Genomic DNA, 12177 nt, shown 5'->3' on the forward strand with positions numbered 1-12177 from the left:
TGTCACGCCGTAGCCGCGATCCCCTGCGTCGCGGAGGCCGAACCAGGGGCCGCCGAACCAGGGGCCGCCGATCCAGGAGCAGAGGCCACCGACGCCAGCCGATGCACATCCCGTGCCGTGCCCGTGACGCCCGACAAGAAGCCCTCCGCCCGTGGTGACGCGTCCTCCGTCAACCAGGCCGGGTCGATGTCGCACACCGCGACACGCACCTCCGTGCCCGCCAACGCCAACGGCAGCGTATGCACCACGGTCGAGGGGAAGCTCAGGATCGTGCGGCCGATCGGGCCCCGGCGGGCGATCAGTTCCAGGGGGAGATCGGGGCGGACCACCTGCAGGCCCGTCTCCACCGCCAGGCGGTGCAGTTTCTCCGCGCTCTCGCGGCGGTGTGCGAAGTAGCGTGTGGCGCCGTGGGCGCGGGACAGCGTACGGACCGCTTCCACATAGCGGTCCGGGTCCACCACGCCCGTTTCCACGAGCGAGGTGCCCACCAGGTCCGCGCCCTTCGACACGCGCGGCGGGCCGAACCGCTCCCTCGTCCAGGCGAAGCTGTTGACCGTCACCCGCACCCCGTCCGGCGCCGATTCGATCGGCATCGAGGAGAAGATCTCCACGGTTCGCTTGCCGCCCGGCGTCAGGCGGCGTCGGGCCGACGCCGAGACCGGCGCGAAGGCCAGGTCCCGGAGGCCGGGCCGACCGCCCCTCCGGTGCCAGCGCACCAAGCGCTCGCCCGCCGCCAGTTGGGCCACGAACTCCATCGTGGCCGTGCCGTCGTCCACGACCACGAGGGAGCGGGCCCGAGTGATCGTGAGGAGCAGCTGTACGTAGCGCGAGAACGGGTCGCCGATCACGATCCGGTCCGCCGCGCGCAGCGCGCCCGTCAGGCCGCCGATCGTGTGGAAGGGAGCAGCCGCGCCGCCGCGCGCCTCCTCCCAGCGGACGTTCAGGCCCTCGTCGCGGGCCAGCTGGGCCATGCGGCGCAACTGGCCCCGGGTCATGGGGTCGTTCGGGGAGAGGACGACGACGGTGAGACCCCCGGCCGGGCCCGTCGCCCCGGCCGAATGCGCCCACTCAAGGACGTTGAGGAGCTGCACAGGGCTCTCTACGAACGCCAGAGTGGTGGGCGCCGCATCGGTGGGGGCCGTCGGCCCGGGGGTTCGGGGGCTCATCGTCGTATGACCGTGTCCTGTCCTTGTGGGGGGTCCCGAGGGTCTCGGGAGCCACGGGACTCCCGGTGAAAGGTCCCGGTAAGAGCGTCCGCGCGCTCAGACCGCGACCGGCTCGCGCTCGGCCGCGTCGGCCTCGGCGACGACGCCCGCGACGCGGCGCAGCTTCTTCATCGGGCCGAGCTCCGACTCGTAGACCTTCTTGACGCCGTCACCGAGGGAGGCCTCGATGGTGCGGATGTCGCGCACCAGGCGGGTGAGGCCCTGGGGCTCCACCGACGCCGCCTGGTCCGAGCCCCACATGGCGCGGTCGAGGGTGATGTGGCGCTCGACGAAGGTGGCGCCGAGCGCGACCGCGGCGAGGGTGGTCTGCAGGCCCGTCTCGTGGCCGGAGTAGCCGATCGGGACGTTGGGGTACTCGGCCTGCAGGGTGTTGATGACGCGGAGGTTGAGCTCCTCCGCCTGCGCCGGGTACGTCGACGTGGCGTGGCACATCAGGATGTTGTCCGAGCCGAGCACCTCGACCGCGTGGCGGATCTGCTTCGGGGTCGACATGCCCGTGGAGAGGATGACCGTGCGGCCCGTGGCGCGCAGGGCGCGGAGCAGCTCGTCGTCCGTCAGCGAGGCCGAGGCGACCTTGTGGGCCGGGAGGTCGAACTTCTCCAGGAAGGCGACGGCCTCGGTGTCCCACGGCGATGCGAACCAGTCGATGCCGCGCTTCTTGCAGTGCTCGGTGATGGCCTGGTACTCGGACTCGCCGAACTCCACGCGGTGGCGGTAGTCGATGTACGTCATCCGGCCCCAGGGGGTGTCGCGCTCGATGTCCCACTGGTCGCGCGGGGTGCAGATCTCCGGGGTGCGCTTCTGGAACTTGACCGCGTCGCAGCCGGCGTCGGCGGCCACGTCGATCAGGGCGAGGGCGTTGTCGAGCTCGCCGTTGTGGTTGATGCCGATCTCACCGGTGATGTACACGGGCTGACCGGGTCCGGCCGTCTTCGAACCGAAGGTGCGCAGGCGGGAGTTGGAGATCGTAGAGCTCATGGCAGGAACGTTCCTTACTTGTTGAGGGAGGGGCCGAGGATCCATGCGGCGATCTCTCGGATCGCGCCGTCACCACCGGGGAGAGCGGTGACCGCGCGTGCGGCGCCGCGTACGACGTCGTGGGCGCTCGCGACCGCCACGGGCCAGCCGACGAGGCTGAAGCACGGGAGGTCATTGACGTCGTTTCCGACGTAGAGCACGCGCTCGGGAGCGATGCCCTGCTCCTCGCACCACTGCTTGAGTGCGAGGTCCTTGCGGTCGATGCCGTGCAGGACGGGAAGCTTCAGCTTCCTGGCCCGCGCAGCGACGACCGGGTTCTTCTCCGTGGACAGGATCAGCAGCGGAAGGCCCGAATCACGCAGGGCCGCGATGCCGAGGCCGTCCCCGCGGTGTACGGAGACGAACTCCCGTCCTTCGGAGTCGATCAGCACCCTGTCGTCGGTCTGGGTGCCGTCGAAGTCGAGTACGACCGCGTCGATGTCGTCGCGGGTCGGAAGCGCGTCGGCCCGGCCGGAGTCGAAGAGGGGCGCGAGCGCCCGCGCACGAGCGAGGTCGTGCGGGTCGTCGATCTCCAGGACGCGCGCCGGGTCCGTGCGGACCAGCTCGGTGCGGCCGAAGAAGCGGTGCTTGTGCTCGCGGAAGCCCGCCACGTCCATGGCGTAGACGGCGCCCGTCTCCAGGAGGTCCTGGGGGCGGTCCTGGCGGCGCGGGCGGAAGGACTTGTCGTGGTTGACGCCGTAACCGCCGTCGGTGGCGGTCGAGTTGGCGACCTTCGTGGTGCCGCCCATCTCGCCGGTGCGCCGCGCGTCGAGGACCGCGGGCTCGTCGTCGGCGTCGCGCCAGACGAAGCCGTGGAAGGGAGCCACGGTCAGTGCCGTGTCCGCGCCGCCGTCGATGATCGAGCCGACCACTCCGTCGACGTCCTCGCGGACGATGAAGGGGCTGGTGCACTGTACGAGCAGGACGACGTCGACGGCCTTGCCGTGCAGCGTCTCGTGCTCGTCCATCGCGTGCAGGACCGCCGCCTCGCTGGTCGCGGTGTCCCCCGCGATCGCCGCGGGGCGCAGCACCACTTCGGCGCCCGCCGCCCGCGCCGCCTCGGCGATCACGTGGTCGTCCGTGGAGACGACGACGTCCGTGACGAGCCGCGCGGCCAGGCACTCCCGGATGGCCCGCGCCACCAGGGGCACGCCGCCGACCGGGGCGAGGTTCTTGGCGGGCACGCCCTTGGAGCCGCCGCGGGCCGGGATGACGGCGAGGACGCGGTGGGCGGGCGCGCTTCCTGGGGCGGGATGGGACATGGGGGCTCCTTGAGAGGGGTGGGGGATCGCGGCGCGGTTCGCGGGTCGCCCGCGGTTCGCGTCTCGCTCGCGGTTCACAGCTCGCCCATCCGCCGGATCACCGGCGCGACGCGCTGCACGCCGTGCCGGTAGGCGCCGCGCGCCGCGCTGCGGACGGCCTGGCGCACCGGGCCCGGCTCGCGGTCCGCCGCGGGTGCGCCGGGCAGCGGGCCGCCGTCCGGGCCGAGGTGGTGGCGGGCCAGGATGCCGGGGAGGTATCCGGGAGCGGTGGTGAGGCTGTAGTACGGGGCGATGGGGGGCAGTTGGGGCCGGGCGAGGAGGCTCGCGACGCGCTCACGTGCCGCGTCGAACGCCGTCTCGTACGTGCCGTCCGGCGCGACGCCCTGCCGTGCGACCCACTCCGGAGCGGCCTCGGGGCTGTACCCCGCGTCGATCTCGTCCCAGGACGCCAGGCATCCGGAGCCGATGAAGTGGTGGTTGCCGAGCGCCTCGCGCACCCCGAGGTCGGTGAGGACCGCGGTGGGGATGCGGCGGTGCAGGGATTCGAGCGCGGCGGTGGAGCTGACCGTGACGAGCAGGTCGGTGCGGTCGAGGACCTCACCCATGTTCCCGTACACGAGACGGCAGTTGGGCGGCAGCTCCTCGGCCTTGGCGAGCTTCTGGTAGGGCAGTTCCTCGATGTGCGTGGTGTGTTCGCCGGGCTTGCTGCGCAGCTTGATCAGGACCTCGCGGTCCGGGTGCAGGCGTGCGTGCTCGACCATGCGCCGCAGCAGGTACGTCCGGTGTGCGCGGCTGTCCGGCACGGAGGGCTGCGCGGCGAAGACGACCGTGTACGGGTCGTGCTTCTGGCCCTTTTCGAGGTAGGCGGCGCCGCCGAGGAACGGCAGCGCGCTCTCCACGACCCCCGACGCGTCGGCGCCCACTCCCTCGTACACGGCGCGGAAACGCTCCGCGTCCTGGCGGGAGTTGGCGAGGACGACGTCCGCGCCGTGCCGCAGGAGCAGGCCGTCGGCGAGCTTCTCGTACACGACGCCGACGTAGCCGGTGACGATCACGGGACGCTTGCCGGGACTGTCCGCCGCTATCCGGGCGAGCCCGTGGAGGACCGCCTGGACCGCGCCGCCCACGAGGGCGAGCACGATCACGTCGGGCGCTTCGCGCTCCACCTCGCGCAGGAACTCGACGGCGGTGACTTCGCGGAGCGAGTCCGCGCGCACGCCGACCTCTTCGAGCTGGCGGACGGTGGGCGTGGCCCGGCCTCGGAGAAGGCGTCCGTCGAGGCGCGTGTCCGCTCCCGCGCTCTTGTCCGCTCCCTCACCCGCGAGGCGGCTCGCGGTGAGCGCACCCCATTTCCACCGGGTGTCCGAGTCGGCGAGCACGGTGATCCGTGTCGTCCCGCTGTTGCTTGCTGGCACAGCCAAGACGCTAGGAAGGCATTTCGATTGGCGGCCCAACTCAGGTGCAACAAACGGTTAACAGCACGCCGACGAATGGCGAATCAGCCCGGGAAACCGCCGGTAAGCAGGCGGGTTAACCGTTCCGCCATGCTTCGTTCACCTGACATCTCACCTTCGGCCAAGACGAATGCCGGGCCGACACCTAACGTCACCCACGTGGTTAAGCTCTCCGTCATCGTGCCGTTCTACAACGTGCAGCAATACGCGCCCGACACATTGAAGAGTCTGCGAGCGAACGCACGCGACGACTTCGAATTCATTCTCGTCGACGACTGTTCGAAGGATGAGACTCCAGAGATCCTGGAGCGTGCCGCGCGCGAGCTGCCCGGCGCCGTCCATCTCAGACATGAGACGAACGGCGGTCTGGCGACCGCCCGCAACACCGGCCTTGACGCGGCGCGCGGCGAGTACCTCACCTTCCTGGACGGTGACGACTGGCTCGCCCCCGGTTACTACGCGCGACTCGTCGAGTCCATAGAGCAGCTGGGCTGCGACTTCGTCCGTACCGATCATGTGCAGTGCACAGCCCGCGCCCGCACCGTCCACCGTGTCCCGCACGGCAGGCGCGATGTCGTCATGGCGCCGCGTGACGTCATCCTGCCCGCCGACCGCTCGACGTCCGTCGACTACGCGTACGCCTGGGCCGGCATCTACCACCGGCGCCTCGCCGACCGGGGCCTGCTGCACTTCACGGACGGCCTGCGCACCGCGGAGGACCGGCCCTGGATCTGGCGCCTCCACCGCGAGGCGGAGTCCTTCGCCGCCGTGGGCCACCTCGGCGTGTTCTACCGGCGCGGAGTCGCTTCGTCGCTCACACAGATCGGCGACGTACGGCAGCTCGATTTCATCCGGGCATTCGACCAGGTGGTGCGTGAAACCGCCGAGGACCGCGACGCCGACAAACTCCTGCCTAAGGCAGTCCGTACTTACTGCGCGATCATTTCCCACCATCTGGGATCCATCGAAAGGTTCGAGCCACAAGTGGCGCGGAAATTGAAGTCACTGAGCGCGGCCGCCCTGAAGCGGATGCCGCAGGGCGTTCTCGATGACGCCCTCGACTCCATGGACATACAGCGGGCGACACGCCTTCGCCGGCTGCGTCGGCGCCCGGTGTCGGCGGAGGTGGCCGCGTAATGGCGACGACGCAGATCTTCCTCGCGTCCACGCTGTACGGCACCGCGACGCTCGCCGCCGCGATCGACGCCGTCCTCTTCGGTCCCGCCGACCGGCGGCTGCTGCTCGTCAGCAACAACGCGGCGACGCCGGAGACGACGGCCGCCGTGGACGAGATGCCCGGCTTCGCGCGTCTTCGGGACCGCTTCGACGACGTACGTTCCTGGAACGAGGCCATCTCCCCTTTCCACCCGGGCGGTTGGGCTCCCCGGGCCGACGACATCCCGATGTGGGAGCGGTACATCCGGCTCCTGTGGGACCTCGGTGACGACGACATCGAACTGGCCGTCGAGTCGATCCAGGTCAATCCGGCCCTGGCCCTCACGCAGATCTTCACGGGCGCGCCCGTGGACGTCTACGCGGACGGCCTGATGAGCTACGGCCCGACCCGCAACAAGATCGACCCGCTGGTCGGCACGCGGGTGCGCCGCCTCCTCCACCTCGACCTGGTGCCGGGCCTCACCCCGCTGCTCCTGACCGAGTTCGACGTCGAGCCGGAGATCGTGCCGACCGAGGCGTTCATGAAGGTGCTCGGCAGCCTCGCCGACCCTGCCGACACCGAGACCGACATCCCGGACATCGCCGAGCCCGCCCTGCTCCTGGGCCAGTACCTCTCCGCCCTCGGCATCCTGACCGCCGAGGAAGAGGAGGAGCTGCACGTACGCATGGTGCGCGGCGCCGCCGAACTCGGCCATACGCGCGTGGTGTTCAAGCCGCACCCGACGGCCCCGGCACGCTGGTCGCGCATGCTCGAAAAGGAGGCGGAGGCGATCGGCGTGGAGCTGACCGTCCTCGACTCGCCGGTCCTCGCCGAGGTCCTCTACCAGCGGATGCGCCCCGCACTCGTCGTCGGCTGCTTCTCGACCGCGCTGCTCACCGCATCCGCGCTCTACGACCTGCCGGTGGCCCGCACCGGCACGGAGCCCCTCCTGGAGCGGCTCGCGCCCTACCAGAACAGCAACCGCGTCCCGGTCACGATCGTGGACGCGCTGATCCCCGACCTCGCCGACAAGGCCGCCGTCACCGGGGGCCGCCCCGGCATGCCGGTCGCCGACCTGGGCGAACTGCTCGTCGCCGTCGGCTTCGCCATGCAGCCGCAGATCTATCCGCACCGGCGCACGGCAGCCGAGCGGTACCTCTCGACGCACCTCACCCCGCGCACCTGGCGCTACTTCAAGCGGCGCCGCCTCACCGCCCTCGCCCTGCCCGGAGCGCTGCCCTCGCAGCTCGCGTTCATCCCGCGCAACGCGGCCGTACGCCGGGTCGCGCGCCGCGCCCGTTCGGTCCAGCGCTCCATCAAGCGGACCGCACTCGGATGACCGCTCCCGGAACCACGCTCCCGAAGCACGCCCCGGGGCCGGACGGTACGGATGCCCTCGCGCGCCCGATCGCGGCCCCCGATCCGGCTCCGGCTCCGGCCGCCAGGCGTGCGCGGCCCCGCCTCAGGGCCCTGGACGGCCTGCGGCTCATCGCGGCCCTGATGGTCGCGGCCTACCACTACGGCGGTCGCGACGGCGAGATCTCGGAGGCCTGGGGCAGCTCACCGCGGCTGCAGTTCCCCTCGGCGCACAGCTGGTTCGCTTACGGCTGCCTCGGCGTGCAGATCTTCTTCGTCATCAGCGGCTTCGTGATCTGCATGAGCGGCTGGGGCCGTCCGCTGCGCGCGTTCTTCGCCTCGCGCGTCTCGCGGCTCTTCCCCTCGTACTGGGCCGCGATCGTCCTTGTGACGGCGGTCTTCGCACTTCCTGTGGTGGCCTACGACGCGGTCTCGCCCAGCGACGCCCTGGTGAACCTGACCATGCTGCAGCAACCGCTCGGAGTGGACCGGGTGTTGGGGGTCTGCTGGACGCTCTGGGCCGAGCTGCGCTTCTACGCCCTCTTCGCGCTCTGCGTCGTCATGCCGGGCGCGAACCGGGCCCGCGTGATCCTGTTCTGCGCGGTGTGGACCCTCGCCGCGGTCATCGCGGAGGGCGCGAACGAGCCGCTGCTCGACCTCGTCCTCATGCCCGAGTACGCCCCCTTCTTCATCGGCGGCATCGGCATCTACCTCGTCCACCGCGACCGCAAGGACCTCACGGCCTGGGGCATCGTGGGGGTGAGCTGGCTGATCGGCCAGCACTACGCGGTGGACCGCCTCTGGCACGCCCCGAACCCGGACTTCTTCTCCTACCGCACGTCCTTCGGCATCATCGCCGTCGTGACGGCGGGCTTCGCCGCGGTCCTGCTGATCGCACTCGGCGCCCTGCACCGGGTCGACTGGAAGTGGCTGACGGTGGCGGGAGCCCTGACATACCCGTTCTACCTGGTGCACGAGCATCTGGGCTGGGTGACGGTGGCCGCGCTGCACCGGGGGCTCGGGCTTCCGTCGTACGCCACTTTCGGTCTGACGATCGTGGCGATGCTGACCCTGGCGTGGCTGCTGAACCGTCTCGTCGAGGAGCGGCTCACTCCGCTGATCCGCAACGGGCTCATGACCCGGAAGTAGCACCGCCGGTATCGGTCTCGGCGTCGCCCGCCACCGCGCGGGCGACGTCCATCGCCTCGCCCATGACGACCTCGGCCTCCCCTATCGCGTCCGCCAGTTCCCGTACAAGGCGGTCCAAGGTCTCGCCCGGGTCTTCGTTCATGGGCCAAGACTACGTTTCCAGCATCGTCGCCCCGATCCCGGCGACCACCGCGGCGAGACCCTTCTCGAACCCGGCGTCGAAGTCACGGAACATCTCGCCGCCCGCCGCCGCCGCGAGCGGATAGGCGGCCAGGCGCTCCGCGCGGGCCGCCAGGTCGTAGCTCCCGCCTTCCTCCTTCACGGGGTCGGGGCCCATGGACTGCTCCTCGGTCACGTATCCGATCGTGTAGCTGTACGCCGTGAACCACGCGCGAGCCGCCCCGCCCGGCGTGAAACCCCCGCCGACGAGCGTGCGCAGGTGCGCCTCCATGGGAGCGGCGTACGACAGGTCGGTGAAGTGCGTGCCGCTGTAGACCTTCGCGCCGTCGCGGTACATCAGGAGATGGCGCCGCAGACCCCGCAGTGCCGCGGTGAGGGAGCTCTGCCAGTCGGTGTCAGGGCCCGCGCCCGCCGCGAGCTCCTCGTTCATACGGCGCATCATCTCCGTCGCCATCTCGTCGAGCAGCGCCTGTTTGTCCTTGAAATGCCAGTACAGAGCGGGTGCCTTGACGTCCAGCTCCTTGGCGATGGCACGCAGGGAGAGACCGTCGAGGCCCGTCTCGTTCAGAAGCTTCAGGGCGGCGCGCGCCACGCGGGTGCGGTCCAGGGGTGTCGTAGCCACCTTGACAATTTAACACTGTTAAGCGCAGGCTCTGAATATGGAACTTAACAGCGTTAAGGACGCTTCTCCGCTGACGGACGCTTCTCCCCTGACGGAGGCTTCTCCGCCTCCGGACACCCTCACGACCGACGTACTCGTCGTCGGCTCGGGGCCCACAGGACTGACCCTCGCCTGCGACCTCGCCCGGCGCGGGGTGCGCGCCCTGATCGTGGAGCGGGCCGACACCCTCTTCCCCGGATCGCGCGGCAAGGGCATCCAGCCCCGCACCCAGGAGGTCTTCGACGACCTCGGGGTCATCGCGGCGGCCGAGGCGGCGGGCGGCACCTACCCGGTCGGCATGGTCTGGCAGGGCGGCGAGCGGCAGGGCGAGCACCGGATGTTCGACGAGCGGGAACTGACGGAGGACGCCCCGTACAACCGGCCGTTGATGGTCCCCCAGTGGCGTACGCAGGAGATCCTGTACGCCCGCCTCAAGGAACTCGGCGGCGACGACATCCTGTTCGGCGCCGGTCTCACCGACCTCGCCCAGGACGACGAGGGCGTCACCGCCCGGCTCGCGGACGGCCGCAGCGTCCGCGCCGCGTACGCCGTGGCGGCCGACGGCGGACGCTCGACCGTGCGCGCGGCGCTGGGCATCGGCATGACGGGTGAGACCGTCGACCCGAACCCGATCCTGGTCGCCGACGTCCGCATCCCCGCCCTGGACCGCGACAACTGGCACATGTTCCCGCCCGCCTCCGAGGGCGGGGGCTTCCTGGCCATCTGCCCGCTGGCGGGCACTGCGGACTTCCAGCTGACGGCGCAGTTCACCGACGGGACCGAGCCCGACACCTCGCTCGAAGGCGTACGCGAGGTGGTCGCCGCCCGTACGCATCTCGCCGCCGACGCGGTGACCGAGGTGCGCTGGGCATCCGACTTCCGGCCGCGCGCGGCGATGGCGGACCGGTTCCGCGAGGGCCGCGTGTTCCTCGCCGGGGACGCGGCGCACGTGCACTCACCGGCGGGCGGACAGGGCCTCAACACCAGCGTGCAGGACGCGTACAACCTGGGCTGGAAGCTGGGCGCCGTCCTGCGGGGCGGCGCACCGGCGGCGCTCCTCGACACGTACGAGGCCGAGCGTCTGCCCAACGCCGCGCGGATGCTGGGCCTCTCCACCCGCATCCACCGGGGCCAGGAACGGCGCGGGGGCGCGACCCGCCAGCTGGGCCTGGGCTACCGGGACAGCTCCCTGGCGGTGGAGACCCGCGCGGACCTCCCGGACGAGGCGCTGCGGGCGGGCGACCGCGCGCCGGACGGGCCGTGCGCGGAGGGAAGGCTGTTCGACGCGTTCAGGGGTCCGCACTTCACGCTGCTCGCGGTCGGCACGGATCGGGAAGTCCCGTCGATGGACCCGGATCTGGTGCGCGTGCACCGCATCGGCTCCTACGCGCCCTATGGCGACGGCCTCTTCCTCGTGCGCCCCGACGGGTACGTCGGCTGGGCGGGCGACGACGCGGCGGGCCTCGCGGACTACTTCAGGCTCACCGGTCACGCGGTCGAGGCAGTTGACCTCAATCAAGCTTGAGGTTCTACGTTCTGGACATGGACACTTTCACGTACTCCCACAGCGACGACGACCTCATCGACCAGCCGATCGGCTACTGGGCGACGGCGGCGGGCGAAGCCGTCGTCCACCACATCCGCACCATGCTCGCCGAGTCCGGGCTCACCCAGCCCCAGTGGTGGATCCTGAACCAGATCGTCGCGGACGGCGGCCGTGACAAGGAGGACGTGGTGGCTACCCTGCGCGGCTACCTGAGCATCGGCGACGGGGCCCTGCACCACGACATCAGCGCCCTGCACGACCGCGCCCTGCTCACCGAGGACATCGGCGGCCGCCTGCGCATCACCGACGAGGGACGCGCGCTCCGGGACGACACCGCCGCGCGCCAGCGGAAGATCCGCGCGGAGATCCACGAGGGCATCCCCGAGGAGGAGTACATCCGCACCCTCAAGGTGCTCCAGCGCATGATCCACAACGTGGGAGGCGCGGCCTGGCACCACTGAGGCCGCCCCGGCCCGTTCTCAGTCGAGGCCGCCCCGACCCGTTCTCAGTACCGCTCAGCCGCTGGCGAGCGACAGCTTCGCCGCGAACCCGAGGAACAGCGCACCCGCCGCCGAGGTGGCTCCCGCCGAGAGCCGCTTGCGGCGGCGGAAGGCGGCGGACAGCTTGGTGCCGCCGAATATCAGCGCGGTGAGGTAGAGGACGCTCGCCACCTGGGCGAGGACGCCGAGCACGAGGAAGGAGAGCGCGGGATAGGCGTACCCCGGATCCACGAACTGCACGAAGAAGGCGATGAAGAAGAGGATGGCCTTCGGATTGAGCAGGCTGATCACCAGGGCCCTGCGGAACGGCCGCTCCCCCGAGTCGTCCTGACCGCTCGTCCCCTGCTCCACGACCTGCTCACGCCGTGCGCGCCACATCCCCCACGCGGCCCGCAGCATCCCCACCGCGAGCCAGGTCAGATATCCGGCACCGGCGTACTTCACGATCCCGAACAGCACCGCGTTGCCCTGGAGGAGCGAGGCGACACCGGCGGCCGACAGCGTCATCAGGACGGTGTCACCGCACCAGACGCCCGCGGCGGCGGTATAGCCGGTGCGTACGCCGCGGCGCGCGGCCACGGAGATCACGTACAGCGAGTTCGGCCCCGGCAGCAGAATGATCAGGGCGAGGCCCGCGAGATAGGTCGGAAGATCGGTGACACCCAGCATG

General features: G+C 70.8%; 12 protein-coding genes. 5 read left to right on the forward strand and 7 right to left on the reverse strand.

Features of this window, described 5'->3' with window-relative positions:
• Positions 1-2: 2 nt before the first annotated feature.
• The 4 genes from ACFVXC_RS11475 to ACFVXC_RS11490 form a co-directional block, all read right to left on the reverse strand.
• Entirely contained in the window at positions 3-1166 is a 1164-nt protein-coding gene (locus ACFVXC_RS11475; RefSeq protein ID WP_389904043.1) for a hypothetical protein, read from the reverse strand.
• 96 nt (positions 1167-1262) lie between these two features.
• A complete protein-coding gene (locus tag ACFVXC_RS11480) occupies positions 1263-2192 on the reverse strand; it encodes an N-acetylneuraminate synthase family protein (RefSeq protein WP_389904453.1) in 930 nt (309 codons plus the stop codon).
• 26 nt (positions 2193-2218) lie between these two features.
• Positions 2219-3505, reverse strand: coding sequence for a cytidylyltransferase domain-containing protein (locus ACFVXC_RS11485; RefSeq protein ID WP_389904045.1), 1287 nt, complete (start codon positions 3503-3505; stop codon positions 2219-2221).
• 74 nt (positions 3506-3579) lie between these two features.
• Positions 3580-4920 carry a DUF6716 putative glycosyltransferase gene (locus ACFVXC_RS11490; RefSeq protein ID WP_389904046.1) on the reverse strand — a complete coding sequence of 447 codons (1341 nt, stop codon included), beginning with the start codon at positions 4918-4920 and terminating at the stop codon, positions 3580-3582.
• Positions 4921-5118: 198 nt separating this feature from the next.
• Between ACFVXC_RS11490 and ACFVXC_RS11495 the strand changes: the two genes are divergently transcribed.
• From ACFVXC_RS11495 to ACFVXC_RS11505, 3 genes are read left to right on the forward strand one after another with little or no spacing between them, the layout of a single operon-like run.
• Positions 5119-6096, forward strand: a complete 978-nt coding sequence (locus ACFVXC_RS11495; protein ID WP_389904049.1) for a glycosyltransferase family 2 protein — start codon at positions 5119-5121, stop codon at positions 6094-6096.
• Entirely contained in the window at positions 6096-7454 is a 1359-nt protein-coding gene (locus ACFVXC_RS11500) for an alpha-2,8-polysialyltransferase family protein (protein WP_389904051.1), read from the forward strand. Before ACFVXC_RS11495 ends, ACFVXC_RS11500 begins: the two co-directional genes overlap by 1 nt.
• Complete coding sequence (locus ACFVXC_RS11505) at positions 7451-8620, forward strand: acyltransferase family protein (RefSeq protein WP_389904053.1); 1170 nt, start codon at positions 7451-7453, stop codon at positions 8618-8620. The genes ACFVXC_RS11500 and ACFVXC_RS11505 overlap by 4 nt, the downstream gene beginning before the upstream one ends.
• Here ACFVXC_RS11505 and ACFVXC_RS11510 read toward each other — a convergent pair.
• Positions 8604-8762, reverse strand: a complete 159-nt coding sequence (locus ACFVXC_RS11510; RefSeq protein WP_389904056.1) for a hypothetical protein — start codon at positions 8760-8762, stop codon at positions 8604-8606. The two genes, ACFVXC_RS11505 and ACFVXC_RS11510, sit on opposite strands and share 17 nt — an antisense overlap.
• A gap of 9 nt (positions 8763-8771) precedes the next feature.
• The gene (locus ACFVXC_RS11515) at positions 8772-9431 is read right to left on the reverse strand and encodes a TetR/AcrR family transcriptional regulator C-terminal domain-containing protein (RefSeq protein WP_389904456.1); all 660 of its coding nucleotides are present in this window, start codon (positions 9429-9431) and stop codon (positions 8772-8774) included.
• 28 nt (positions 9432-9459) lie between these two features.
• Between ACFVXC_RS11515 and ACFVXC_RS11520 the strand changes: the two genes are divergently transcribed.
• On the forward strand, positions 9460-10986 hold the full coding sequence (locus ACFVXC_RS11520) for an FAD-dependent oxidoreductase (protein ID WP_389904058.1): 1527 nt from the start codon (positions 9460-9462) through the stop codon (positions 10984-10986).
• Between the two features lie 17 nt (positions 10987-11003).
• Complete coding sequence (locus ACFVXC_RS11525; protein ID WP_389904061.1) at positions 11004-11468, forward strand: MarR family winged helix-turn-helix transcriptional regulator; 465 nt, start codon at positions 11004-11006, stop codon at positions 11466-11468.
• 54 nt (positions 11469-11522) lie between these two features.
• Here the strand turns inward: ACFVXC_RS11525 and leuE are convergent, their stop codons facing one another.
• Positions 11523-12176, reverse strand: coding sequence for a leucine efflux protein LeuE (gene leuE, locus ACFVXC_RS11530; RefSeq protein WP_389904062.1), 654 nt, complete (start codon positions 12174-12176; stop codon positions 11523-11525).
• Between the last annotated feature and the right edge of the window lies 1 nt (position 12177).

It is taken from the genome of Streptomyces sp. NPDC058257, assembly GCF_042881845.1.
GTDB lineage: Bacteria > Actinomycetota > Actinomycetes > Streptomycetales > Streptomycetaceae > Streptomyces.

Bases quoted from the DNA above. Each gene is read 5' to 3' on its own strand.
- ACFVXC_RS11475 (WP_389904043.1), bottom strand. From the start codon at position 1,166: ATGAGCCCCCGAACCCCCGGGCCGACGGCCCCCACCGATGCGGCGCCC.
- ACFVXC_RS11485 (WP_389904045.1), bottom strand. From the start codon at position 3,505: ATGTCCCATCCCGCCCCAGGAAGCGCGCCCGCCCACCGCGTCCTCGCC.
- ACFVXC_RS11500 (WP_389904051.1), top strand. From the start codon at position 6,096: ATGGCGACGACGCAGATCTTCCTCGCGTCCACGCTGTACGGCACCGCG.
- ACFVXC_RS11505 (WP_389904053.1), top strand. From the start codon at position 7,451: ATGACCGCTCCCGGAACCACGCTCCCGAAGCACGCCCCGGGGCCGGAC.
- ACFVXC_RS11510 (WP_389904056.1), bottom strand. From the start codon at position 8,762: ATGAACGAAGACCCGGGCGAGACCTTGGACCGCCTTGTACGGGAACTG.
- ACFVXC_RS11520 (WP_389904058.1), top strand. From the start codon at position 9,460: ATGGAACTTAACAGCGTTAAGGACGCTTCTCCGCTGACGGACGCTTCT.
- ACFVXC_RS11525 (WP_389904061.1), top strand. From the start codon at position 11,004: ATGGACACTTTCACGTACTCCCACAGCGACGACGACCTCATCGACCAG.
- leuE (WP_389904062.1), bottom strand. From the start codon at position 12,176: ATGCTGGGTGTCACCGATCTTCCGACCTATCTCGCGGGCCTCGCCCTG.